Genomic DNA, 22,762 nt, shown 5'->3' on the forward strand with positions numbered 1-22,762 from the left:
AAGCTATGAATCATATCTTATATCAGATCGTAGATGATCTTGCTATCATTACTTTGAATCGTCCCGAAGTGGCAAATGGTTTCCATATCCCAATGTGTGAGGAAATTTTAGAAGCTTTGACCCTAGCAGAGCAGGATCAAGCTGTGCAGTTTATTTTGATTAATGCTAATGGGAAGGTCTTTTCAGTTGGGGGAGACTTGGTTGAGATGAAACGAGCAGTGGACGAGGATGATATCCCTTCTTTGAATAAGATTGCAGAATTAGTCAATACAATTTCTTTTAAAATCAAGCAAATTCCTAAACCTGTTTTGATGGAGGTAGATGGAGCGGTCGCTGGTGCTGCAGCAAATATGGCAGTAGCAGTTGATTTTTGTTTGGCGACTGACAAGGCAAAATTTATTCAAGCCTTTGTCGGAGTTGGCTTGGCGCCAGACGCTGGTGGGATCCATCTTTTGAGTCGTAGCATCGGGGTAACACGGGCTGCACAACTTGCCATGACAGGAGAAGCCTTGACTGCTGAAAAAGCGCTAGAATGGGGCGTGGTATACCGCGTTTGTGAAGTTGATAAATTAGAAAAAACAAGAGAACAAGTTCTTAAGAAATTAAGACGAGGTTCAGCAAACTCATACGCAGCGATTAAAAAGCTAGTTTGGGAAAGTCAATTTAAGGATTGGCAGAATTATGCCGAATTAGAATTGGAATTACAAGAATCGTTATCTTTAACTGAAGATTTTAAAGAAGGGGTTCGAGCACATTCTGAAAGAAGAAGACCAAAATTTTCAGGAAAATAAAAAAATACTTGCATAATTTTTTGAAGTTTGTTATACTTTTTCTATCAAATGTTTTGATTGTAAAAGCTTTTTGAGGGGGAGGGAAAAAGTTTGGACTACCAACAAGTAAATGATTATCTAACATCTATTTTTAATAACGTCCTTGTGATCGAGGAGGTTAGCTTACGAGGTAGTCGATTCAAAGACATCTCCATCAAAGAAATGCACACGATCGATGTGATTGGGAAGTTCCCGGAGGCGACGCCAAGTAAGGTTTCAAAAGAACTGATGGTAACTCTTGGGACAGTGACGACGAGTTTGAATAACCTAGAGAGAAAAGGTTATATTGAGCGTATTCGTTCTGACCAAGACCGTCGAGTGGTCTATCTGCATTTGACAAAGCAAGGTCGTTTGGTTCACCGTCTTCATAAACGATTCCACAAGGCTATGGTCGAAAAAATCATCGATGGCATGAGCCCTGAGGAAAAAGAAGTCATGGGCAGAGGCTTAACGAACCTTTATCAATTTTTGGAGGATTTGAAATAATGGCTTTTGCAAAAATAAGCCAGGTTGCTCATTATGTTCCAGAGCAAGTGGTCACTAATCATGACTTAGCCCAAATCATGGACACAAGCGATGAGTGGATTTCAAGTCGGACAGGAATTAAACAGAGACATATTTCAAAAACAGAGTCTACAAGTGACTTGGCGACAGAAGTAGCTAAGAGCTTGTTGGCTAAAGGGAGCTTAACAGCGGATCAGATTGATTTTATCATTGTAGCGACGATTACCCCAGACTCGATGATGCCTTCCACAGCAGCTCGAGTTCAGGCAAATATCGGAGCGCACAGAGCTTTCGCCTTTGATCTGACAGCAGCTTGCAGTGGCTTTGTATTCGCTCTTTCAACTGCAGAAAAATTTTTAAGTTCTGGACAGTTCAAAAAAGGGATTGTTATCGGGGCTGAGACCTTATCCAAGGCAGTTGACTGGTCAGATCGTTCAACAGCTGTTCTCTTTGGGGATGGTGCTGGTGGGGTTCTCTTGGAAGCGAGCGAAACACGTCACTTCCTTGTGGAAAGTCTCTATACGGATGGCTCTCGGAGCGAGTGTTTGACCTATGGTCAAACGGCTTTGGCTTCTCCTTTCTCAGATCAAGAAGCAGTTCCTGCTTTTTTGAAGATGGATGGACGAGCAGTTTTTGATTTTGCAAATCGTGATGTTGCTAGGTCGATCAAAGAAACCATTGAAAATGGTCCAATCGCAGCATCGGAATTGGATTATCTCTTGCTTCATCAGGCAAATATCCGCATTTTGGATAAGATGGCTAAGAAGATCGGCGTAGACCGAGACAAGCTTCCTGCCAATATGATGGAGTATGGAAATACCAGTGCAGCAAGTATCCCGATTTTGCTATCAGAGTGTGTGGAGAATGGCATGATTCGTTTAGATGGTAGCCAGACGATTCTCCTATCAGGCTTCGGTGGAGGTTTGACATGGGGCACACTCATTCTTACAATCTAGGTAATCATGTGGTAAACACATAGTTATAAATTTTTTATATTTTAAAGGAGTCCTATCATGGCAGTATTTGAAAAAGTACAAGAAATTATCGTTGAAGAACTTGGGAAAGACGCATCAGAAGTAACACTTGAATCTACTTTTGATGATTTGGATGCAGATTCATTGGACTTGTTCCAAGTAATCTCTGAAATCGAAGATGCTTTCGATATCCAAATCGAAGCAGAAGATAACTTGAAAACAGTTGGTGACTTGGTTGCCTACGTTGAAGAGCAAACAAAATAATTAACATATTACTAGAAGGAGTAGGGGAAACCCACTCCCTCTTGTTTAGGTAATAGTTTGAAACTCAAATGATAAACTCATCGAACTATTACGTAAGCAAGGAATGATGGAGGCACTATGAAAACACGTATTACAGAATTATTGAACATTGATTATCCTATCTTTCAAGGAGGAATGGCCTGGGTTGCTGATGGTGACTTGGCTGGTGCAGTATCAAAAGCTGGTGGTCTAGGGATCATCGGTGGTGGGAATGCACCGAAAGAGGTCGTAAAGGCTAATATCGATAAAATCAAATCACTTACGGACAAACCTTTTGGTGTCAACATCATGCTCTTGTCACCTTTTGTAGAAGACATCGTTGATCTCGTGATTGAAGAAGGGGTCAAGGTGGTGACAACTGGTGCAGGAAATCCAAGTAAATACATGACTCGTTTCCATGATGCAGGAATTACTGTTATTCCTGTTGTTCCAAGTGTTGCTTTGGCAAAACGCATGGAAAAAATTGGTGCAGATGCAGTTATTGCAGAAGGAATGGAAGCCGGTGGGCATATTGGTAAATTAACGACGATGACCTTGGTTCGCCAAGTTGCTGCAGCTGTTTCAATTCCAGTTATCGCAGCTGGAGGAATTGCGGACGGTGAAGGTGTCGCTGCAGGCTTTATGCTTGGTGCTGAGGCCGTTCAAGTTGGTACGCGTTTCGTAGTAGCTAAGGAATCTAACGCCCATCCAAAATACAAGGAAAAAATCTTAAAAGCGCGTGATATTGATACGACTATTTCCGCTCAACACTTTGGACATGCTGTTCGTGCCATTAAAAACCAATTGACACGTGACTTTGAGCAGGCTGAAAAAGATGCCTTTAAACAAGAAAATCCAGATTTAGAAATCTTTGAACAAATGGGGGCTGGTGCTCTAGCTAAAGCCGTTGTTCATGGAGATGTGGAAGGTGGATCTGTCATGGCAGGTCAGATCGCTGGTTTGGTTTCTAAAGAGGAAACTGTCGAAGAAATCCTAAAAGATCTATACTATGGCGCAGCCAAGAAAATTCAAGAAGAAGCCTCTCGTTGGGCAGGAGTTGTAAGAAATGACTAAAACAGCCTTTCTATTTGCGGGTCAAGGAGCTCAGTATCTAGGGATGGGGCGTGATCTCTATGATCGCTACCCTATCGTCAAGGAAACAATTGACCAAGCCAGTCAGGTTTTGGGATATGACCTTCGTGACTTGATCGATAAGGAAGAAACCAAGTTAAACCAGACTCGCTATACGCAGCCAGCTATTTTAGCGACTTCGGTTGCTATTTACCGACTATTGAAAGAAAAGGGTTATCAGCCGGATATGGTGGCAGGACTGTCCCTCGGGGAATATTCTGCTCTTGTAGCAAGTGGTGCCTTGGACTTTGAGGATGCAGTTGCCTTGGTTGCTAAGCGTGGTGCTTATATGGAAGAGGCTGCACCTGCAGGCTCTGGGAAGATGGTTGCCGTTCTTAATACTCCAGTTGAAGTGATTGAGGAAGCTTGTGAAACAGCCTCTAAAGTTGGAGTAGTGACTCCAGCTAACTACAACACCCCAAGCCAAATCGTCATCGGTGGTGAGGTGGCTGCGGTTGACCGCGCAGTTGAACTCTTGCAGGAAGCAGGAGCTAAACGATTGATTCCTTTAAATGTATCTGGTCCTTTCCATACTGCCCTTCTTGAGCCAGCCAGTCAGCAACTAGCTGAAGCTCTTGAGGGAGTAAGTTTCGCTGATTTCACTTGCCCACTAGTCGGCAATACGGAAGCTGCTGTTATGGAAAAAGATCGAATCCAAGAGCTTTTGACGCGTCAGGTCAAAGAACCTGTTCGTTTTTATGAAAGTATTGCTGTGATGCAGGATGCTGGGGTAACCAACTTTATTGAAATTGGTCCTGGTAAGGTCCTATCAGGCTTTGTCAAAAAAATCGATAAAACAGCTCAGCTAGCTAACGTTGAAGACCAAGCAAGCTTGGATGCTTTGTTAGGAAACTAATGATCCCTTCTCCCACAAAATACAACAGGAAACAGGAGAGATAGAATGCAACTTACAAATAAAAATGTCTTTGTAACAGGTTCAAGTCGTGGTATCGGACTTGCCATTGCTCACAAATTTGCCCAACTAGGCGCTAATGTAGTTTTGAATAGTCGCGGAGCAATCCCAGAAGAATTGCTGGCTGAGTTTTCAAACTACGCCGTCAAAGTAGTACCGATATCAGGTGATGTTTCAGACTTTGCAGATGCCAAGCGTATGGTAGATCAAGCGATTGCAGAACTCGGTTCTGTCGATGTCTTGGTCAACAATGCTGGGATCACTCAAGATACGCTTATGCTCAAGATGACCGAAGAAGACTTTGAAAAAGTGATTAAGATCAACTTGACAGGTGCCTTCAACATGACGCAAGCAGTATTGAAACAGATGATCAAGGCACGTGAAGGTGCGATTATCAACATGTCTAGTGTGGTCGGTTTGATGGGAAATATCGGACAAGCCAACTATGCAGCTTCTAAAGCAGGTTTGATTGGTTTTACCAAGTCAGTTGCACGTGAAGTTGCCAATCGCAACGTACGAGTAAATGCTCTTGCACCAGGGATGATCGAGTCAGATATGACGGCTGTTTTGTCTGATAAGGTCAAGGAAGCGACATTGGCCCAAATCCCAATGAAACATTTTGGTCAAGCAGAACATATCGCAGATGCTACAGTGTTCCTGGCTGGACAGGATTATTTGACTGGACAAGTTCTCGCTGTTGATGGCGGACTTAGCATGTAAAAAATAAGGAAAGATATAGGTAAGACAGATGAAACTAAATCGAGTTGTAGTAACAGGTTACGGATTGACCTCTCCTATCGGAAATACTCCAGAAGAATTTTGGAACAGTTTGCAAACTGGGAAGATTGGAATTGGAGAAATCACTAAGTTTGACCACAGCGAATTTGCTGTGCACAATGCGGCAGAAGTTCAAGATTTCCCATTTGATAAATACTTTGTCAAAAAAGATACCAACCGTTTTGACAACTATTCTTTGTATGCCTTGTATGCGGCTCAAGAAGCGGTGACAAATGCAAATCTTGATGTAGAAGCAATTGATAAAGATCGCTTTGGTGTCATCGTGGCTTCTGGTATTGGGGGAATTAAAGAAATCGAAGATCAGGTTATCCGTCTTCATGAAAAAGGTCCAAAACGCGTTAAACCAATGACACTTCCAAAAGCCTTGCCAAATATGGCTTCAGGAAATGTTGCTATGCGCTTCGGAGCAAACGGTATCTGTAAATCAATCAATACAGCCTGTGCCTCATCAAACGATGCCATTGGGGATGCCTTCCGCTCTATCAAGTTTGGTTTCCAAGATGTCATGTTAGTTGGTGGATCAGAATCATCTATCACTCCTTTTGCTATCGCTGGTTTCCAAGCATTGACTGCCCTATCAACTACGGAAGATCCAACTCGTGCTTCTATTCCATTTGACAAAGACCGTAATGGTTTTGTGATGGGAGAAGGTTCAGGGATGTTGGTTCTTGAAAGCCTTGAACATGCTGAAAAACGTGGTGCAACTATCTTGGCTGAAGTAGTTGGCTATGGTAATACCTGTGATGCTTACCATATGACTTCACCTCATCCAGAGGGTCAAGGTGCGATTAAGGCTATGAAGTTGGCTTTGGAAGAAGCAGAAATTTCTCCAGAGCAAGTGGCTTATGTCAATGCCCACGGAACTTCAACTCCTGCTAACGAAAAAGGAGAAAGTGGTGCTATCGTAGCTGTTCTTGGTAAAGAAGTACCTGTATCTTCAACCAAGTCCTTTACAGGACACTTACTTGGTGCTGCAGGAGCAGTGGAAGCCATTGCTACCATCGAAGCCATGCGTCATAACTATGTACCAATGACAGCTGGAACAAGTGAGTTATCAGACTATATCGAAGCGAATGTCGTTTATGGACAAGGCTTGGAGCAAGAAATCCCTTATGCTATTTCAAACACTTTTGGTTTTGGTGGACACAATGCGGTTCTTGCTTTCAAACGTTGGGAGAATAAATAATTATGAATTTAAATGAAATCAAGGACTTGATGGCTCAATTTGACCAATCAAGTTTGAGAGAATTTTCTTATAAAAACGGAACGGACGAATTGCAGTTTAGTAAGAATGAAGCAAGAATGGCTTCTGAAGCACCAGCTCAAGTTGCTCCAGTACCAGCTGCAGTAGCTGCAAGTCCAGTAGTTTCTGCCCCTTCAACTCCAGTAGAGAGTGCAGTGGAAGAAGCTCCAGCACCAGCTGAAACGACGGTTGCTCCAGAGGGTGATGTCGTTGAGAGCCCACTTGTAGGGGTGGCTTACTTGGCCGCTGGACCAGATAAACCTGCCTTTGTCACAGTTGGAGACAGTGTTAAAAAAGGTCAGACTTTGGTGATCATCGAAGCCATGAAAGTCATGAATGAAATCCCTGCACCTAAAGATGGTGTGGTGACAGAAATTCTCGTTTCAAATGAAGAAATGGTTGAGTTCGGTAAAGGATTGGTACGTATCAAATGATCGATATTCAAGGAATCAAAGAAGCTCTACCCCATCGCTACCCCATGCTCCTAGTGGATCGTGTCTTGGAAGTGAGCGAGGATACCATTGTTGCCATTAAAAATGTGACCATCAACGAACCTTTCTTCAATGGTCATTTTCCTCAATACCCAGTTATGCCAGGTGTTCTTATCATGGAAGCCTTGGCTCAGACTGCTGGTGTCTTGGAATTGTCCAAACCTGAAAATAAAGGGAAACTGGTCTTCTATGCTGGCATGGACAAGGTTAAGTTCAAGAAGCAAGTTGTACCAGGTGACCAATTAGTCATGACAGCTACTTTTGTCAAACGTCGTGGTACGATTGCTGTGGTTGAAGCAAAGGCTGAAGTAGATGGTAAGCTTGCAGCGAGTGGTACTCTTACCTTTGCAATTGGAAACTAAGGAGGTTCTCCATGTTTCGTAAAATTTTGATTGCCAACCGTGGTGAGATTGCGGTTCGCATTATTCGAGCTGCGCGTGAATTAGGCATTGCGACCGTAGCAGTCTATTCAACTGCTGATAAGGAAGCTCTTCACACACTTCTAGCGGATGAAGCTATCTGTATCGGACCTGGTAAGGCGACTGAGTCTTATCTCAATATCAATGCGATTTTATCTGCTGCAGTATTGACAGAAGCAGAAGCCATCCATCCAGGTTTTGGATTTCTTAGCGAAAACTCCAAGTTTGCCACGATGTGTGATGAAGTGGGAATTAAGTTCATCGGCCCTTCTGGGGCTGTAATGGATACCATGGGAGATAAGATCAATGCGCGTGAGCAAATGATAAAGGCTGGGGTTCCAGTTATCCCAGGATCTGATGGTGAAGTTCATACGGCTGAAGAGGCGCTTGCAGTTGCAGAAAAAATTGGCTATCCAGTCATGCTTAAGGCATCGGCAGGTGGTGGTGGAAAAGGGATTCGTAAGGTTGAAAAGGCAGAAGACTTGGTCGCAGCCTTTGAAACAGCATCCAGTGAAGCCAAGGCCAATTTTGGAAATGGCGCTATGTATCTTGAGCGTGTGATTTATCCAGCTCGTCATATCGAAGTTCAGATTCTTGCGGACCAAGAGGGTCATGTTGTCCATCTTGGTGAACGGGACTGTTCACTCCAACGGAATAACCAAAAGGTCTTAGAAGAAAGCCCATCCATTGCGATTGGCAAAACCCTTCGTCATGAAATTGGTGCTGCAGCCGTTCGTGCAGCAGAGTCTGTAGGCTATGAAAATGCAGGGACGATTGAATTTCTTCTCGATGAAGCGAGTGGCAATTTCTACTTCATGGAAATGAATACTCGTGTGCAAGTTGAACACCCAGTCACAGAGTTTGTTTCAGGTGTTGATATCGTGAAGGAACAGATTCGCATTGCTGCCGGGCAACCCTTACCTTTCAAACAAGAAGATATTGTCCTACGAGGTCATGCTATCGAGTGCCGGATCAATGCAGAAAATCCAGCATTTAACTTTGCCCCAAGCCCAGGTAAAATTACCAATCTCTATCTACCAAGTGGTGGAGTTGGCTTGCGCGTGGACTCAGCAGTTTATCCAGGTTATACCATTCCCCCTTACTATGATAGTATGATTGCTAAAATCATTGTTCATGGGGAGAATCGTTTTGATGCTCTTATGAAGATGCAACGGGCACTTTATGAACTTGATATTGAAGGAGTGCAAACCAATGCAGACTTCCAGTTGGATCTGATTTCAGACCGCCGAGTTATCGCTGGTGACTACGATACTTCCTTCTTGATGGAAACTTTCTTGCCAAAATACCAAGAAAAAGAATAGACTTTCAAACAGTATGAGAACTAAAAGGGGGAGTTATGGCTCTATTTAGTAAAAAGGATAAGTATATTCGGATCAATCCTAACCGTTCCGTAAGGCAGAAACCACAAGCCAAGCCTGAGGTTCCGGATGAACTCTTCTCCCAGTGTCCTGGTTGTAAACACACCATTTACCAAAAGGATCTTGGGAGCGAACGAATTTGTCCCCATTGTAGCTATACTTTCCGTATTTCAGCTCAGGAACGCTTGGATTTGACGATTGATTCTGGTAGCTTTGTGGAGATGTTTACAGGTATTGAAACTCAAGATCCATTAAACTTTCCTGGCTACCAGAAAAAACTTGCAACAATGCGTGAAAAGACAGGTTTGGATGAAGCAGTACTGACTGGTACAGCTAGCATTAAGGGACAAAAAGTTGCCCTTGGGATCATGGATTCTAACTTTATCATGGCGTCTATGGGAACCGTTGTGGGTGAAAAAATCACGCGCTTGTTTGAGTATGCAACGGTAGAAAACTTGCCAGTCGTTCTCTTCACAGCTTCTGGTGGAGCCCGTATGCAAGAAGGAATCATGAGCTTGATGCAGATGGCTAAAATTTCTGCAGCAGTTCAACGTCATTCCAAGGCAGGACTTTTTTACCTAACTATTTTAACCGATCCGACAACAGGTGGAGTGACCGCTTCTTTTGCTATGGAAGGTGATATTATCCTAGCGGAGCCACAGAGTTTGGTTGGTTTTGCTGGGCGTCGTGTTATCGAAAATACAGTTCGTGAGACCTTGCCGGATGACTTCCAAAAGGCAGAATTTCTGCTTGATCATGGATTTGTTGATGCAATTGTTAAACGGAGAGAATTGCCTGAAACAATTGCTAAATTAGTAAGATTGCATGGAGGAAGTCGCGGATGAATATTGCAAAAATAGTCAGAGAGGCACGCGAGCAGAGTCGCTTGACTGCACTTGATTTTGCCAATGGAATCTTTGACGAGTTTATCGAATTGCATGGAGATCGCTCTTTCCGTGATGATGGTGCGGTTATCGGTGGAATTGGCTGGTTAGGTGAACAGGCAGTAACTGTCCTTGGTATCCAAAAGGGAAAAAGTCTTCATGATAACCTCAAACGAAATTTTGGGCAACCACATCCAGAAGGCTATCGTAAGGCCTTGCGCCTGATGAAACAGGCAGAAAAGTTTGGCCGTCCAGTTGTGACTTTTATCAATACGGCGGGTGCTTACCCAGGTGTTGGTGCCGAGGAACGTGGACAAGGTGAAGCAATTGCCCGAAACCTGATGGAAATGAGTGACCTCAAGGTTCCAATCATTGCGATTATTATCGGTGAAGGAGGTTCTGGTGGTGCTCTAGCTCTAGCTGTAGCTAATCGTGTCTGGATGTTAGAAAACTCAATCTACGCCGTACTTAGCCCGGAAGGATTTGCCTCTATCCTTTGGAAGGATGGAAGTCGTGCTATGGAAGCGGCGGAGTTGATGAAAATCACTTCACATGAACTCCTAGAAATGGGAATCGTAGACAAGGTAATCTCAGAAGCAGGGCTGTCAAGTAAAGAACTGCTAGGTTGCGTTAAAAATGAATTGCGTGCAGAACTAGATAGATTGCAAGAACTACCACTCGACCAACTTATCGAAGAACGTTACCAACGCTTTAGAAAATACTAAGAAAATTTAAAAGCTAGAACATTTTGTTCTAGCTATTTTGATAATAGAGCATGGATAAACATGAATACTCTAGATAAATAAGAAAAACAATCAATAGTATATCCTCTATATTGCCCTAATAGAGAGTTTACCATTAGGAGAGAAAGAATGAAAAAGACAATACATTTAGGAATCTGTATGATTTTAATGTTCCTGTACATTTATTTAACGCCATTAGGAGCCATAACTCTAGCTAGGATCTTCGGTTTAGGAATGGACAGCTATATAATCTTCCTAGTTGGAGAAGTGTTACTTATTTTCTTTTTATTCGTTTTGTGGTTGAAAAAGAAGAAGATGCTCTTTATCTTCGAGAAAAAGGGTTGGCGCTGGTCTTATCTCGCTTTCTTAGTGGCTTGCTTTCTTATCTATTCTTTTTTAAATGGATTTAGAATGCAGAATATTCGATTGATTGACCATAGTTTTATTTTCCAAGACCTTCTTTCAGAACTTTACTTAAACGGAAGAGAAACGACTCTATCAAGTCTTATATTTTTAATCTTTAACATTTCGATTGTACCTGTTGTTGAGGAGACAATCTATAGAGGTTATTTTATGAATACCTTCTTTCCGAAGTCGGAGTTTTATTTGGATGTGATCTTGTCTTCTTTCATCTTTGGGCTTAGTCACTTGGTTCTATCCCATCGTGACCCCATCAGTCTCATCATTTATAGTATTCTTGGTCTTCTATTTGCAGTCGCTTATCGAGTTACAGGTAGTCTTCGATTTACCATTCTTTGTCATAGTTTCTATAATGTTATTCCCTATGCTCCGTCAATCTTATTTTATATTTATTATTTGATTTTTAGATAATAGGAAGTTAGGAGATAAAGAAAAAAGTGTTTGATAATTGTCAAACACTTTTTCTAATTTGATGGGAAGATAGAGAAATCTCTTTTATCAATTTCTTATTTCTCAATGAGTAAAGCTACCATTTAGGATGAAAAATTGACAGTTGAGGAGATAGGCTATAAAATAGACAAAAAGATGTATACTGTAGATGTAAGCTTACAAAAATTTATTTTAAGGAGCTACTAGACATGATTGGTACAGATACATTTACAGTTCTTTCATCTGAGGACTTAGAGCAAGTTTCAGGTGGTGGCATGATTTGGTTGGTTGATGATTATTATTGGAGTTGGCCTTATGCTTACAGCATTGCAACTGATTCGAGTACAATACGTAATAGAATGACTGGTTATGGTAACGGAATTATACCTTAATAGTCTAATAATTTAAAGGGGTAAGTATGAAAAAACTAGGGCATTTGGGAGTCTATACATCACTGGTATTTCTATCGATTTACCTACCAGAGTTAGGGATTATGCATCTAACTAAGTTTTTAGGATGGGGGATAGATGGCTATTCTATCTTTTTAACAGTTGAAGTAATGGCTCTTTTGCTATTATTTATCTACTGGCTCAAAAAGAAAGAGATGCTCTATATTTTTGAAAAAAAGGGTTCAAAGAAGTCAAGATTCTTTTACCTTGTAGTTGCTCTAGTGGCTACTTATTTTGATCGTCAATTGGTGGATGCTTTTCAGTTACAGTTTCATCACCTAATTGATAACAAGTATATCTTTCAAGACCTTCTTTCGATTCTATACTCCAATGGGCAACCAACTTTTCTATCAACTGTTCTCAGTTTTAGTTTAACAGTAATCGTCGCACCTATATTAGAGGAACTGATTCATAGAGGGTACTTTATGAATACCTTCTTTCCCCAGTCCAAGTACTATCTGGATGTTATCCTATCTGCTCTTATCTTTGGACTTAGTCATTTGATCCTAACTCACCGAGATCCTATCAGTTTGATTATTTATAGTTTAGGCGGTCTCTTCTATGCCCTTGTCTACCGATGGACAAAGAACTTAAAAATTACCATCCTGTGCCATAGTTTTTTCAACTTTCTCATTTATGCAAAACCCATCTGGATTTTTGTTTATAATTATGTCTATTACCACTTTTTTAGATAGTGGTAGGCAAAGAAAAAAGTGTTTGATATTTGTCAAACACTTTTTCTTTTTACTGTTCTTCTGTTACAAACTGGCTGAGCAGTCCGTTGATAAAACGGGCAGATTTTTGATCTGAGAAGTCCTTTGCAAGCTCGATAGCTTCGTTAACAGCAACCAACTGTGGAGTGTCAAATGAAGTGATTTCAAAGACTCCCAAGCGAAGGAGGTTTCTTTCCACGAGCGTTAAACGCTCGATGGTCCAACCTGCTTTTAAATGCTGTGTGATTTGCTTGTCTAGTTCTTCTTTTTTAGCCTGAACACCAGAAACTAGCTCTGTCAAAAAGGCTGGAAGTTGCACATCCGTATCTTCACGATCATGAGTATAGGCGAAACGACAAGCAGTTTCGACATCCGTACCGAATTCAAGGCTCATGAGAGCTTGAAAAGCGCATTTACGGAGTTGGCGTCTAGATTCTAATAGTGGACTAGTCATTGAGGAAGTCCTCGTCAAATAGATCTTTCAATTCTGGTTTTGGTGTTTTATCTGGAACGATACCTGCAACGTGGATATTGATAGCAGCGAGTTCTACATCAGCCATATTACGAACGGCATCTTTAACAGCTTTCTGGATAGCAACCGCTACCTTAGGAACTTTTACTCCGTACTCAAGGTAGAGATAGATATCTGCTGTGAGCTCTTCGTCCACGTTTTTAAGATAAACGCCACGGCCGAGTGAAAGTTTTGAAAGGGTGTCAGATACTGATTTGTTTGAAAAAGAGTGTACACCCTCTACTTTTGCAGTAGCGATAGCAATGATTTTTTCAAGTACACGTGGGGCGATAACGATTTCGCCAAGTTGTTCTTCAATTCCCATAGAATGACCTCTTTCTAGAGATTAGGCACGAGAAACGTAAGTTCCTTCTGCAGTGTTGATAACGAGTTTTTGTCCTGCTTCGATGAAGTCTGGAACGTTTACGACAAGTCCAGTTTCCATCGTTGCTGGTTTACCAGAACCTGTAACAGTAGCACCTTTGATAGATGGTTGAGTTTCTGCAACTGTCAATTCAACAGTAGTAGGAACGGTGACACCAATCACTTCAGTTCCGTAGAATTGGATCTTCACATCTGAGTTTTCAAGGATGTAAAGCAATTCGTTTTCAACGTTGACTACAGGGATTTCGTATTGGTCGTAAGTTTCTGTATTCATGAAGTAGGCTGTGTCATCCATTTTGTACAAGTATTGAGCTGGGACAGTCTCGATGATAGCTTGTTCAAATTTTTCCTCTGGACGGTAGCTTGTGTCAAATGTAGAACCAGTACGGACATCACGTAATTTCATACGCATGATTGTGTTTCCTTTACCTGGTTTGTGGTGGCTAGCTTCCAAAACGCGGATCAATTTTCCGTCAGCTGTTTCAAAGGTCATACCAGCCTTTAATTTACTTGCTTCAATCATGTTTTTACCTCTTTAATAAATAATTTACTCTTTATTGTACCATAAAAGACAACATTACTCAAATGTCAGAAGGAGCTTAATTAGTTGACTGGTACGATATTTCCATCTTCGTCTTTAGTAACGAGAACGTATTTTCCATCGACTTCGATGTAAAAATTCTTGCTGGCAGTTTGTCCAGTGTTTTGAGCCGGTGCTTGATTTTGGACTTGTTGGCTTAATTGACCACCCAGAGTTTGGCCAAGATTCATGCCCATAAACATGTTCATCCCATTGCCATTTCCTTCGTTGGAAGCTGCAGCAATAAGCGCTTCGTTGCGAGCACGGCGTTCTTCGATTTCAATCGTGTTGTACTTCATTGCCACGAGCTCACTATCAAGCTTACGAACGATATCAAGACTTTCTTGGTCGTAGCTGAGGTCTTCAAGCAAGATATTAGTTGCTTCAATCCCGTAGAGACCTGTCCAAACCTTGTTGACCTCTTGTTTAGCGAGTTCGTTAAAGGTGTCTTGGTTGGCATTGAGGCTATAGATATCAACCTTGTTTTCGTTGGTATATTTGGCAATGGCAATCGCGATTTTTGGTGCGATATTTTGACGGAGCGTTCCTTGAGCTACATCTTGGAGAGTGAATGGCTGTCCGTCAGTAATTTGACGGCTAACAGAACTCACGTAGAAGAGGACGGGGTCTGCTATTTTTACATCAAACAAGCCATAGAAACGGATGTTGAGCAGTTGTTGGTAACGTTCACTGAAATATTCAACCGCATTTTGTGTGCCGAACTTATTACCTGCAATAGGTTGCATGCGGATAAAGATGATTTCTTGTTGAGTGATGACTTGTCCACCAAAAGAGAAACGGTTTTTAAAGTTTTCCCAAGTGCCTTTTAAACCACCTTTTTCAAGGAGCCAGGCATTATCACCAGCTTGCCATTCGTGGCTACCAGCTTCGAGAACTTCACCAAGGAAGGTACCGTTGTTTACCAAAACAGCGCTATAGCCTTGAGGAACGATAACTACACTGCCATCTGACAAGAGGCCTGTATTTTGATTGCTGTGACGAGAACGTCCATCTGGATCTTTAGTGAGTAATTGTCCCTTGACGGCCAAGGCGTCGCCAGAGACATTATCTGGAAGGACAATGGCTTCCTTGAATTTACTATCATTAAAACTATTTAAGCCTGCTGATAAGGCTGCACGTATAAATCCCATAATTCCTCCTAATTATAAAGCTCGTCTTCATCCACAACATCATAGGTATCCAGTACCCATTGGTTTGGACTGCGAGAGAGATTGGCACCACAGTAGTCGCACTCACTAACTGCAGAGATTTTCAATGGGGCGCCACAGTTTGGACAGTGGTCGCTCACAACTTCGTCTGGATTGACTGCTTGCGTTTGGCTACCGTGTTGACGGATAAAGTTTAATTGATACACGGTGAAGAGATCTTTTTTAGGGTCTCCTTCAATGACACGGCGAGTCTCATCGTCAATGACATAGTCTCGTAAAATTGATGATAGAATCACCACTAAGGTATCGTTTCCGTCAGGATTTTCAATGAACTCCTTGATGCGAACGTTTTCGATACAAACTTTCTCTAAAACATTGGTTGTTTTAGCACGAATATGGTCTTCGAGTTGGGCACTGTGTTGGGAGTAGAGACTGGTACTTTCTAAAGCGCGGACAGAGTTCCAATTTTTCTCAGTCCAGGCAACCTGCAATTTAAGGTAGACTTCCTTAACCCAAGATGTGAAAGCTTCCGCGTCAAAGTTTGGATCTCCGTATTTCACAAGACTAATGGCCCGTGTGTTGTGTTCAACTCGACGATGGAGCGTTTGAGAATCATTACTAGTGTCTGTTGAACTTGAATCTTCTGAGTTATTCTTCGAAGCTTTAAAGATACTAACTAGGAAAACTCCTGCGACAATTAGGAATACCAATCCCATTTCGAATGAGTTGGTAGAGCTACTAGAGGATGATCCATATCCAGAGCGGTAGTAGTGGTATGATGATCCGCCAGAACGACTTCCACCTCCACTTGAGCGGCTACTACTGCGGCTGCTCCCTCCACTTCTGGAATGTCCGACACCCGCATCAACGATTTGAGGCACGGATAGAAAAACAAGTAATAAACAGGTCATTAAAAGAGCGTAAAACTTTTTCATGTGTCTCCTAACTATATGATTGAAAAGGTAGAATTCTGAATTCGAATGATTATTAAACTATTTAATAACCTTTAAAAATAATCTAATATATACTAGGCGTTATTTACTAGCATTTAGCTTCTTTATGGAATGGCGCTCGATGAGCCATCCCACAATCCACCCTATTGCTAGCAAGTAATTTTCAAAAGCACCGATAGCATTTACAGGAGAGTGATACTCCATATAATTGAGTAAGTGATTTGTTCCTATTCCAATTCCGCCAATAATGAGAGCAAGAAGTGCGATTCGTAGATAGAACCAATCGTATTTAATATTGATAGCGAGAATAATAATCAATACAGCTAAATTCCATATTCCAATTTCTCGTTGCCAACCAGCAGATATTCCGTACCCGGAGTGGCTTCCCATGTAGGATGGAAAGAAAATTTGTAGTATAGAAGCGCCTAACATAGCGATGATGACTAAGACAAATAGCAATCGTAAAAATTTGTTCATTTATTCTCCTTGTCTCATTCTCGTTTTAAAAGTAGAAAAAAGTGTATAAAGAGTAAATTACTCACTTTCTTTCAACTTCGCCAATTCTTGGGCAAGGAGTTTAAGGGCGACTTGTGGGTTGGCTTGGCCTTTGGTTGCTTTCATAAGGAATCCTGTGAAGGCCTTGTCTGCGTTGCGTTTACCTGATTTGAAGTCGGCAACGGCAGCTTCGTTATCCGCAAAGACTTGGTGGATGATTGGGATCAAGACATCTGGATCAGAGATTTGCACCAAGCCTGCTTTTTCCACGTATTCACGCGCGCCACCGCCATTTTTAGCTAGGTGGACAAAGACTTTCTTGGCAATCTTAGAAGAGATAGTGCCGTCTTCGATGATGGCAATCATTTCTACCAAGTTTTCTGGTGTCAATTCGATTTGTTCTAGTGTTTTACCTTCGGCGTTCAAGAACTGAGCAACTTCACCTTGGAGCCAGTTAGAAACTTGTTTGGCATCGCCACCGAGGGCAACAGCTTTTTCAAAGAAGTCAGAAGTGACTTTGTTTGCCGTCAACTGGCTAGCATCGTAGTCTGACAAGCCAAGATCAGATACGTAGCGCGCACGGCGTTCCTTTGGAAATTCTGGCAATTCTGTTCGCATTTCCTCAATCCACTCGTCTGAGATTTCAAAGAGTGGTAGGTCTGGTTCTGGGAAGTAGCGGTAGTCTGCAGCACCTTCTTTGACACGCATGAGGATGGTTGCTTTGTTAGCTTCATCGTAACGACGTGTTTCTTGGCGAATTTGACCACCTGAGCGAAGGATTTCGGCTTGGCGTTGGACTTCGTATTCGAGACCCTTACGAACGTTTGAGAAGGAGTTGAGGTTTTTCAACTCAGTCTTGGTACCGAATTTCTCTTGACCATAAGGACGAAGAGAAATATTGGCATCCACGCGCATAGAACCTTCTTCCATCTTAACGTCGGAAATGCCAGCGTACTGGATGACTTCCTTGAGGGCTGTCAGATAAGCGTAGGCTTCTTCAGGAGAACGCATGTCAGCTTCAGATACAATCTCAATCAAAGGAACCCCTTGACGGTTGAGGTCGACATAAGAGTAGCCATCTGTACCGTGGGTGTTCTTACCAGCATCTTCTTCTAGGTGAGCGCGTTCGATACCGATTTTCTTAGTCGTACCATCTTCGAGCTCCACTTCAATCCAACCGTTGTAGCCGATTGGCTCATCAAACTGAGAAATTTGGTAGGCTTTTGGATTATCAGGGTAGAAATAGTTCTTGCGGTCAAAGTGCATCTTTTTGTGGATGTCCATGTTGAGGGCAAGAGCAGCTTTGATACCGGCATCGACAACACCTTTATTGAGAACTGGCAGAACTCCTGGGAAAGACCAGTCAATCACGTTGGTGTTGGCGTTTTGGTCATTTCCAAAGTGGGCAGAAGTTGGTGAGAAGATTTTTGAATTGGTGTTGAGCTCTACGTGGACTTCAAGTCCAATGACTGTTTCAAAGTTCATTAGTTATCACCTCCAAAAATCACGGGTTGTTGTTTGTGGTAGTCTGTTGTTGCTTCAAAAGCAGCAGCAGCTTGGTAAATGGTCTCTTCTGAGTATTTAGGACCGATCAATTGGAGACCGACAGGTAGACCCTGAGAGAATCCAGCAGGGATGGAAATTCCTGGGAGACCTGCTAAGTTGACTGGGATGGTCAAGAGGTCAGCCAAGTACATGGCAACTGGATCATGGTTGAGTGAATCCAAGTCATAGGCAACACTAGGAGCAGTTGGTCCCAAAATCAAGTCGTAATTCGCAAAGACTTTTTCGAAATCTTGGATGATGAGGGTACGGACCTGACCAGCTTTCTTATAGTAGGCATCATAGTAACCTGATGAAAGGCTGAAAGTACCTAGCATGATACGGCGTTTTACCTCTTCACCGAAACCTTGGCTACGGCTGTTTACATAGATTTCATCAAGATTAGTCGCATCCTCTGCGCGGTAGCCGTAACGGATACCGTCAAAACGTTGCAGGTTTGAGGAGGCCTCTGATGAAGCGATGATGTAGTAAACGGCAACACCGTATTTAGAGTGAGGAAGGCTGACTTCTTCGACGATAGCACCAAGTTTTTCAAAGTGTTTGGCTGCACTCAGAATGGTTTCCTTAACCTCTGGATCAATCCCTTCACCAAGGTATTCCTTAGGCAAAGCAATTTTTATTCCCTTGATATCTTGGCCGATTTTTGAAGTAAAGTCAGCGATGCGGACAGGAGCAGAGGTAGAGTCTTTGGCATCTTCGCTGGCAATCGCATTGAGCAAGAGGGCATTTTCCTTAACAGTTGGAGCAAAAGGTCCGATCTGGTCTAGCGAACTACCGAAGGCAATGAGACCGAAACGAGAAACTGTTCCGTAGGTAGGTTTGAGACCAACGATCCCGTTGAAGGCAGCAGGTTGGCGGATGGAACCACCCGTATCAGAACCAAGTGACAAGCGGACTTGTCCAGAGGATACAGCTGCGGCAGAACCACTTGATGAACCACCAGGAACCTTGTTGTGGTCCCAAGCATTTTTAGTAGCACCATAGTAAGAAGTCTCACCAGAACCACCCATGGCAAACTCGTCCATGTTGGTTTTCCCAACGACAATCATGCCCTTGGCTTTTGCATTGGCAACGGCTGTCGCATCAAAGATTGGCTCGTAGTTGTAGAGCATTTTTGAGGCTGCAGTTGTCAGGATACTGTCTGTAGAGATATTATCCTTAACAGCCAGTGGAATTCCTGAAAGGACATTATCCGCGTCGATTCCAGCTTCATCAATGGCTTTAGCTTGAGCAAGGGCTTGTTCTTCAGCGATAGTGACAAAAGCGTTGATAGCTGTCTCGCGAGACTTGATATCTTCAAGCGTGGCTTGTGTCAATTCAGTTGCAGAAATTTCCTTAGAGACAAGGAGGTTGTGCAAGTCTTCAATCGTTTTGTTATTAAAAGTCATTAGGCATCTCCTCCATCATCTAGGATAGCTGGTACCTTGATATAGTAGTTGTCTTTTTCAGGTACGTTTTTAAACAAGCGGTCACGGTCAGTTCCTTCTTCGGCCACATCAGGGCGGAGTACGGTCTTACGGTCGGCCATAGTCGTAGTAGGTGCGACACCAGTTGTGTCGACTTCGCCCAGCAATTCAACCATGTCAACAATTTTAGACAAGGTTGTCGCAAAGGCAGCAGTTTCTTCTTCAGAGAATCTTAATTTTGAAAGATTGGCAACGTGTGTTACCTCTTCTTGCGTAATTTTCATCTTGCATCCTTTCGTGAAATGATGATTTTTAGTCTGTTCTATTTTACCATATTTTCCTATAAATAAGGGAGCCAAACTGAAAAGAAATAGAAATTGAAAAATCGCTTTTAATTCGCTATAATGGTTAAACTAGAGAATAGAAAAAATAAGAGTTAGGATAGAAATATGTTCCATCAATTTATCACCAGAACTCAGACAGTCCCTCCTCCCATTTCGCTCTTTTGGTATGGGATTATGATGCTCCTATTAGTGCTTTGTATTTATGGAGCGCTTGTTTATCACAAAAATCCGAAATTTGTCCGCTTGTTTAAGGGGATTCAGATCCTCCAGTTACTAGCCCTATATAGCTGGTATGTTGGTTTTGGGATTCCATTTTCTAATAGCCTTCCATTTTACCATTGCCGTTTGGCTATGTTTGCGGTGGTTTTCTTGCCAGATAAATGGCGGAGCAAGCAATATTTTGCCCTCTTAGGAGCAAGTGGAGCGGTCTTTGCTTTGGTTTACCCTGTTTTTGACCCCTATGATTTCCCCCATATCACCAGTTTTTCATTTTTGATTGGGCACTATGCCCTTCTAGTGAATTCCTTGGTTTACTTGATGAATCACTATGACAAGACCTTGCTCAAGAAATATATGATTGTGGCCTATACCTTTATTCTCAATCTCTTTCTAGTTGGGGTTAATCAGGTAACGGGTGGAAATTATGGTTTGTTAAGAGATACCCCGTTTATCTCGAATGCTCCTCTATGGCTAAAGTACCTTCTTGTGTCCGTCATCCTCTCACTGGCTCTGGTTCTCTTTGATATCTTGTTCAAGAAACGGTGGAAAAAGAGAAATCAGGTGAAATCTGTGCTCTAGCTCGCCTTTTCATCGGATGAGCAATTGAAAAACTCCCCAAAATCCGCTATAATGGAGAGTTGAAAGGAATAGTACAATCCAATGTAAAAATTATTCTTAGCTACTGAAACAACTAAAAATAGAGAATCAAAGAAAGAGAACTTATGACTATTCAAGAAGAAATCAAGAAACGCCGTACCTTTGCCATCATCTCCCACCCGGACGCTGGGAAAACAACCATCACTGAGCAGTTGCTCTACTTTGGGGGCGAGATTCGTGAGGCTGGTACGGTTAAAGGAAAGAAAACAGGGACTTTTGCCAAATCTGACTGGATGGATATTGAGAAACAACGTGGGATTTCGGTCACTTCATCTGTGATGCAGTTTGACTACGACGGCAAGCGCGTGAATATCCTCGACACACCAGGGCACGAGGATTTCTCAGAAGACACCTATCGGACCTTGATGGCGGTGGATGCTGCGGTCATGGTCGTAGACTCTGCCAAGGGTATAGAGGCTCAAACCAAGAAATTGTTTGAGGTTGTGAAGCACCGTGGCATTCCAGTCTTTACCTTTATGAACAAGCTGGACCGTGACGGTCGTGAGCCACTGGACCTCTTGCAAGAACTAGAAGAAGTCCTTGGTATTGCGAGTTATCCAATGAACTGGCCAATCGGGATGGGGAAAGCCTTCGAAGGCTTGTATGACCTCTATAACCAACGCTTGGAACTCTATAAAGGAGATGAGCGTTTTGCCAGTCTGGAAGAAGGGGATAAGCTCTTTGGAAGCAATCCTTTCTACGCTCAGGTTAAGGACGATATCGAACTGTTGCAAGAAGCAGGGAATGAATTTTCAGAAGAAGCTATTTTAGCGGGTGAATTAACACCAGTCTTCTTCGGCTCAGCTTTGACAAACTTTGGGGTGCAGACCTTCCTTGAGACCTTCCTTAAGTTTGCTCCAGAACCACATGGCCACAAGAAAACAGATGGCGAAATTGTGGACCCTTATGACAAGGATTTCTCAGGATTTGTTTTTAAAATCCAAGCCAACATGGACCCTCGTCACCGTGACCGTATCGCCTTTGTTCGTATCGTATCAGGTGAATTCGAGCGTGGAATGAGTGTCAATCTGCCTCGTACTGGTAAGACTGCCAAACTATCTAATGTCACTCAGTTTATGGCCGAAAGTCGTGAAAATGTGACCAATGCTGTTGCAGGTGATATTATCGGGGTTTACGATACTGGTACTTATCAGGTTGGGGATACCTTGACGGTTGGAAAAAACAAGTTTGAGTTTGAACCACTGCCAACCTTTACACCTGAGATTTTCATGAAAGTTTCTGCTAAGAACGTCATGAAGCAAAAATCCTTCCACAAGGGGATTGAGCAACTGGTGCAAGAGGGAGCCATTCAGCTTTATAAGAATTACCAAACTGGTGAGTACATGCTAGGAGCTGTCGGACAACTCCAGTTTGAAGTCTTTAAGCACCGTATGGAAGGCGAGTACAATGCAGAAGTGGTCATGAGCCCAATGGGTAAAAAGACGGTTCGTTGGATCAAGCCTGAGGACTTGGATGAACGGATGTCCTCAAGCCGCAATATCTTGGCCAAGGACCGTTTCGACCAACCAGTCTTCCTCTTTGAAAATGACTTTGCCCTCCGCTGGTTTGCGGACAAGTATCCAGATGTTGAGTTGGAGGAAAAAATGTAACTCAGCACCAACAATTGGAACTAAAGTTCCTAATTGTTGGACGCTAGTCGCTATTTGGCGAACTAGCTAACTGCCTTACTAACTACGTTTGGCAAATAGAACCGATTTGCCAAACTCCGTGTCGTAGTGTAAAATCGGCTTACCTAAACGCTTCACTAGGAAAAATCCACGAATCGATAATATTCGTGGATTTTTCCGTTGTAACGGGTAGTGAGAGGGCTAGCAACCTGCCTCACTAATTCATCGGCGAAAAATAATCGTTTTCGCCT

At 42.5% G+C, this 22,762-nt stretch carries 27 protein-coding genes; 18 read left to right on the forward strand and 9 right to left on the reverse strand.

All coding sequences use genetic code 11. The features are described 5' to 3' along the window. Positions 1–5: 5 nt before the first annotated feature. The 16 genes from HMPREF8578_RS06620 to HMPREF8578_RS06695 all read left to right on the forward strand — a co-directional run bounded on the left by HMPREF8578_RS06620 (position 6) and on the right by HMPREF8578_RS06695 (position 12,584). Positions 6–791: an enoyl-CoA hydratase gene (locus HMPREF8578_RS06620; RefSeq protein ID WP_001015586.1), complete on the forward strand. Its 786-nt coding sequence runs from the start codon at positions 6–8 to the stop codon at positions 789–791. 90 nt (positions 792–881) lie between these two features. Further along, complete coding sequence (gene fabT, locus HMPREF8578_RS06625) at positions 882–1,316, forward strand: fatty acid biosynthesis transcriptional regulator FabT (protein ID WP_000386338.1); 435 nt, start codon at positions 882–884, stop codon at positions 1,314–1,316. Beyond that, entirely contained in the window at positions 1,316–2,290 is a 975-nt protein-coding gene (locus HMPREF8578_RS06630) for a beta-ketoacyl-ACP synthase III (RefSeq protein ID WP_000852970.1), read from the forward strand. The genes fabT and HMPREF8578_RS06630 overlap by 1 nt, the downstream gene beginning before the upstream one ends. 57 nt (positions 2,291–2,347) lie before the next feature. Continuing rightward, positions 2,348–2,572, forward strand: coding sequence for an acyl carrier protein (locus tag HMPREF8578_RS06635; RefSeq protein ID WP_000257840.1), 225 nt, complete (start codon positions 2,348–2,350; stop codon positions 2,570–2,572). Positions 2,573–2,689: 117 nt separating this feature from the next. Continuing rightward, positions 2,690–3,664 carry an enoyl-[acyl-carrier-protein] reductase FabK gene (gene fabK, locus HMPREF8578_RS06640; protein WP_000857452.1) on the forward strand — a complete coding sequence of 325 codons (975 nt, stop codon included), beginning with the start codon at positions 2,690–2,692 and terminating at the stop codon, positions 3,662–3,664. Continuing rightward, positions 3,657–4,577, forward strand: a complete 921-nt coding sequence (fabD, locus tag HMPREF8578_RS06645; RefSeq protein ID WP_000167648.1) for an ACP S-malonyltransferase — start codon at positions 3,657–3,659, stop codon at positions 4,575–4,577. The genes fabK and fabD overlap by 8 nt, the downstream gene beginning before the upstream one ends. A 45-nt stretch (positions 4,578–4,622) precedes the next feature. Further along, entirely contained in the window at positions 4,623–5,354 is a 732-nt protein-coding gene (gene fabG / locus HMPREF8578_RS06650; protein WP_001177609.1) for a 3-oxoacyl-[acyl-carrier-protein] reductase, read from the forward strand. A 28-nt stretch (positions 5,355–5,382) separates the two neighbouring features. Further along, entirely contained in the window at positions 5,383–6,618 is a 1,236-nt protein-coding gene (gene fabF / locus HMPREF8578_RS06655) for a beta-ketoacyl-ACP synthase II (protein ID WP_000774052.1), read from the forward strand. A 2-nt stretch (positions 6,619–6,620) separates the two neighbouring features. Continuing rightward, complete coding sequence (accB, locus tag HMPREF8578_RS06660) at positions 6,621–7,109, forward strand: acetyl-CoA carboxylase biotin carboxyl carrier protein (RefSeq protein ID WP_001052297.1); 489 nt, start codon at positions 6,621–6,623, stop codon at positions 7,107–7,109. Further along, positions 7,106–7,528, forward strand: coding sequence for a 3-hydroxyacyl-ACP dehydratase FabZ (fabZ, locus tag HMPREF8578_RS06665; RefSeq protein ID WP_000565515.1), 423 nt, complete (start codon positions 7,106–7,108; stop codon positions 7,526–7,528). Before accB ends, fabZ begins: the two co-directional genes overlap by 4 nt. 11 nt (positions 7,529–7,539) lie before the next feature. Further along, positions 7,540–8,907 carry an acetyl-CoA carboxylase biotin carboxylase subunit gene (accC, locus tag HMPREF8578_RS06670; RefSeq protein WP_000488663.1) on the forward strand — a complete coding sequence of 456 codons (1,368 nt, stop codon included), beginning with the start codon at positions 7,540–7,542 and terminating at the stop codon, positions 8,905–8,907. Between the two features lie 35 nt (positions 8,908–8,942). Then, the gene (gene accD, locus HMPREF8578_RS06675) at positions 8,943–9,809 is read left to right on the forward strand and encodes an acetyl-CoA carboxylase, carboxyltransferase subunit beta (RefSeq protein ID WP_001173378.1); all 867 of its coding nucleotides are present in this window, start codon (positions 8,943–8,945) and stop codon (positions 9,807–9,809) included. Then, positions 9,806–10,573 (forward strand): acetyl-CoA carboxylase carboxyl transferase subunit alpha, encoded by a 768-nt coding sequence (locus HMPREF8578_RS06680; RefSeq protein WP_001017376.1) that lies wholly within the window; start codon positions 9,806–9,808, stop codon positions 10,571–10,573. Before accD ends, HMPREF8578_RS06680 begins: the two co-directional genes overlap by 4 nt. Positions 10,574–10,720: 147 nt before the next feature. Continuing rightward, on the forward strand, positions 10,721–11,422 hold the full coding sequence (locus tag HMPREF8578_RS06685) for a CPBP family intramembrane glutamic endopeptidase (RefSeq protein ID WP_002893002.1): 702 nt from the start codon (positions 10,721–10,723) through the stop codon (positions 11,420–11,422). A gap of 227 nt (positions 11,423–11,649) precedes the next feature. Continuing rightward, positions 11,650–11,832 (forward strand): hypothetical protein, encoded by a 183-nt coding sequence (locus HMPREF8578_RS06690; RefSeq protein WP_000580479.1) that lies wholly within the window; start codon positions 11,650–11,652, stop codon positions 11,830–11,832. A gap of 26 nt (positions 11,833–11,858) precedes the next feature. Continuing rightward, positions 11,859–12,584: a CPBP family intramembrane glutamic endopeptidase gene (locus HMPREF8578_RS06695; protein ID WP_000732996.1), complete on the forward strand. Its 726-nt coding sequence runs from the start codon at positions 11,859–11,861 to the stop codon at positions 12,582–12,584. A gap of 49 nt (positions 12,585–12,633) precedes the next feature. Here HMPREF8578_RS06695 and nusB read toward each other — a convergent pair whose 3' ends face one another. The 9 genes from nusB to gatC all read right to left on the reverse strand — a co-directional run bounded on the left by nusB (position 12,634) and on the right by gatC (position 19,947). Beyond that, positions 12,634–13,056 carry a transcription antitermination factor NusB gene (nusB, locus tag HMPREF8578_RS06700; protein WP_000203659.1) on the reverse strand — a complete coding sequence of 141 codons (423 nt, stop codon included), beginning with the start codon at positions 13,054–13,056 and terminating at the stop codon, positions 12,634–12,636. Then, a complete protein-coding gene (locus HMPREF8578_RS06705) occupies positions 13,049–13,438 on the reverse strand; it encodes an Asp23/Gls24 family envelope stress response protein (RefSeq protein WP_000510584.1) in 390 nt (129 codons plus the stop codon). The genes nusB and HMPREF8578_RS06705 overlap by 8 nt, the downstream gene beginning before the upstream one ends. Positions 13,439–13,459: 21 nt before the next feature. Further along, complete coding sequence (gene efp, locus HMPREF8578_RS06710; RefSeq protein WP_000568640.1) at positions 13,460–14,020, reverse strand: elongation factor P; 561 nt, start codon at positions 14,018–14,020, stop codon at positions 13,460–13,462. Positions 14,021–14,100: 80 nt separating this feature from the next. After that, positions 14,101–15,228: an SPFH domain-containing protein gene (locus tag HMPREF8578_RS06715; RefSeq protein ID WP_000505817.1), complete on the reverse strand. Its 1,128-nt coding sequence runs from the start codon at positions 15,226–15,228 to the stop codon at positions 14,101–14,103. 8 nt (positions 15,229–15,236) lie between these two features. Continuing rightward, positions 15,237–16,181 (reverse strand): zinc-ribbon domain-containing transport protein, encoded by a 945-nt coding sequence (locus tag HMPREF8578_RS0102200; RefSeq protein ID WP_000715064.1) that lies wholly within the window; start codon positions 16,179–16,181, stop codon positions 15,237–15,239. A gap of 99 nt (positions 16,182–16,280) precedes the next feature. Then, the gene (locus tag HMPREF8578_RS06720) at positions 16,281–16,676 is read right to left on the reverse strand and encodes a hypothetical protein (protein ID WP_001031998.1); all 396 of its coding nucleotides are present in this window, start codon (positions 16,674–16,676) and stop codon (positions 16,281–16,283) included. A 57-nt stretch (positions 16,677–16,733) separates the two neighbouring features. Further along, positions 16,734–18,179: an Asp-tRNA(Asn)/Glu-tRNA(Gln) amidotransferase subunit GatB gene (gene gatB / locus HMPREF8578_RS06725; RefSeq protein WP_001008649.1), complete on the reverse strand. Its 1,446-nt coding sequence runs from the start codon at positions 18,177–18,179 to the stop codon at positions 16,734–16,736. Further along, entirely contained in the window at positions 18,179–19,645 is a 1,467-nt protein-coding gene (gatA, locus tag HMPREF8578_RS06730; RefSeq protein ID WP_000143709.1) for an Asp-tRNA(Asn)/Glu-tRNA(Gln) amidotransferase subunit GatA, read from the reverse strand. The genes gatB and gatA overlap by 1 nt, the downstream gene beginning before the upstream one ends. Then, a complete protein-coding gene (gene gatC / locus HMPREF8578_RS0102205; RefSeq protein WP_000705419.1) occupies positions 19,645–19,947 on the reverse strand; it encodes an Asp-tRNA(Asn)/Glu-tRNA(Gln) amidotransferase subunit GatC in 303 nt (100 codons plus the stop codon). The genes gatA and gatC overlap by 1 nt, the downstream gene beginning before the upstream one ends. A gap of 165 nt (positions 19,948–20,112) precedes the next feature. Between gatC and HMPREF8578_RS06735 the strand changes: the two genes are divergently transcribed. Next, positions 20,113–20,805 (forward strand): YwaF family protein, encoded by a 693-nt coding sequence (locus tag HMPREF8578_RS06735; protein ID WP_000468959.1) that lies wholly within the window; start codon positions 20,113–20,115, stop codon positions 20,803–20,805. 143 nt (positions 20,806–20,948) lie between these two features. After that, on the forward strand, positions 20,949–22,493 hold the full coding sequence (locus HMPREF8578_RS06740; protein ID WP_000155105.1) for a peptide chain release factor 3: 1,545 nt from the start codon (positions 20,949–20,951) through the stop codon (positions 22,491–22,493). Positions 22,494–22,762 lie beyond the last annotated feature (269 nt).

It is taken from the genome of Streptococcus oralis ATCC 49296 (genome assembly GCF_000185265.1).
In the GTDB taxonomy this organism is placed as follows: domain Bacteria; phylum Bacillota; class Bacilli; order Lactobacillales; family Streptococcaceae; genus Streptococcus; species Streptococcus oralis_BC.

Bases quoted from the DNA above. Each gene is read 5' to 3' on its own strand.
- HMPREF8578_RS06735 (WP_000468959.1), top strand. From the start codon at position 20,113: ATGTTCCATCAATTTATCACCAGAACTCAGACAGTCCCTCCTCCCATT.
- HMPREF8578_RS06705 (WP_000510584.1), bottom strand. From the start codon at position 13,438: ATGGGAATTGAAGAACAACTTGGCGAAATCGTTATCGCCCCACGTGTA.
- HMPREF8578_RS06720 (WP_001031998.1), bottom strand. From the start codon at position 16,676: ATGAACAAATTTTTACGATTGCTATTTGTCTTAGTCATCATCGCTATG.
- HMPREF8578_RS06680 (WP_001017376.1), top strand. From the start codon at position 9,806: ATGAATATTGCAAAAATAGTCAGAGAGGCACGCGAGCAGAGTCGCTTG.
- HMPREF8578_RS06630 (WP_000852970.1), top strand. From the start codon at position 1,316: ATGGCTTTTGCAAAAATAAGCCAGGTTGCTCATTATGTTCCAGAGCAA.
- accB (WP_001052297.1), top strand. From the start codon at position 6,621: ATGAATTTAAATGAAATCAAGGACTTGATGGCTCAATTTGACCAATCA.
- fabK (WP_000857452.1), top strand. From the start codon at position 2,690: ATGAAAACACGTATTACAGAATTATTGAACATTGATTATCCTATCTTT.
- fabG (WP_001177609.1), top strand. From the start codon at position 4,623: ATGCAACTTACAAATAAAAATGTCTTTGTAACAGGTTCAAGTCGTGGT.
- fabF (WP_000774052.1), top strand. From the start codon at position 5,383: ATGAAACTAAATCGAGTTGTAGTAACAGGTTACGGATTGACCTCTCCT.
- HMPREF8578_RS06715 (WP_000505817.1), bottom strand. From the start codon at position 15,228: ATGGGATTTATACGTGCAGCCTTATCAGCAGGCTTAAATAGTTTTAAT.
- nusB (WP_000203659.1), bottom strand. From the start codon at position 13,056: ATGACTAGTCCACTATTAGAATCTAGACGCCAACTCCGTAAATGCGCT.
- HMPREF8578_RS0102200 (WP_000715064.1), bottom strand. From the start codon at position 16,181: ATGAAAAAGTTTTACGCTCTTTTAATGACCTGTTTATTACTTGTTTTT.
- fabZ (WP_000565515.1), top strand. From the start codon at position 7,106: ATGATCGATATTCAAGGAATCAAAGAAGCTCTACCCCATCGCTACCCC.
- HMPREF8578_RS06695 (WP_000732996.1), top strand. From the start codon at position 11,859: ATGAAAAAACTAGGGCATTTGGGAGTCTATACATCACTGGTATTTCTA.
- gatB (WP_001008649.1), bottom strand. From the start codon at position 18,179: ATGAACTTTGAAACAGTCATTGGACTTGAAGTCCACGTAGAGCTCAAC.
- HMPREF8578_RS06685 (WP_002893002.1), top strand. From the start codon at position 10,721: ATGAAAAAGACAATACATTTAGGAATCTGTATGATTTTAATGTTCCTG.
- efp (WP_000568640.1), bottom strand. From the start codon at position 14,020: ATGATTGAAGCAAGTAAATTAAAGGCTGGTATGACCTTTGAAACAGCT.
- HMPREF8578_RS06690 (WP_000580479.1), top strand. From the start codon at position 11,650: ATGATTGGTACAGATACATTTACAGTTCTTTCATCTGAGGACTTAGAG.
- HMPREF8578_RS06740 (WP_000155105.1), top strand. From the start codon at position 20,949: ATGACTATTCAAGAAGAAATCAAGAAACGCCGTACCTTTGCCATCATC.
- gatC (WP_000705419.1), bottom strand. From the start codon at position 19,947: ATGAAAATTACGCAAGAAGAGGTAACACACGTTGCCAATCTTTCAAAA.
- gatA (WP_000143709.1), bottom strand. From the start codon at position 19,645: ATGACTTTTAATAACAAAACGATTGAAGACTTGCACAACCTCCTTGTC.
- HMPREF8578_RS06635 (WP_000257840.1), top strand. From the start codon at position 2,348: ATGGCAGTATTTGAAAAAGTACAAGAAATTATCGTTGAAGAACTTGGG.
- fabD (WP_000167648.1), top strand. From the start codon at position 3,657: ATGACTAAAACAGCCTTTCTATTTGCGGGTCAAGGAGCTCAGTATCTA.
- HMPREF8578_RS06620 (WP_001015586.1), top strand. From the start codon at position 6: ATGAATCATATCTTATATCAGATCGTAGATGATCTTGCTATCATTACT.
- accC (WP_000488663.1), top strand. From the start codon at position 7,540: ATGTTTCGTAAAATTTTGATTGCCAACCGTGGTGAGATTGCGGTTCGC.
- accD (WP_001173378.1), top strand. From the start codon at position 8,943: ATGGCTCTATTTAGTAAAAAGGATAAGTATATTCGGATCAATCCTAAC.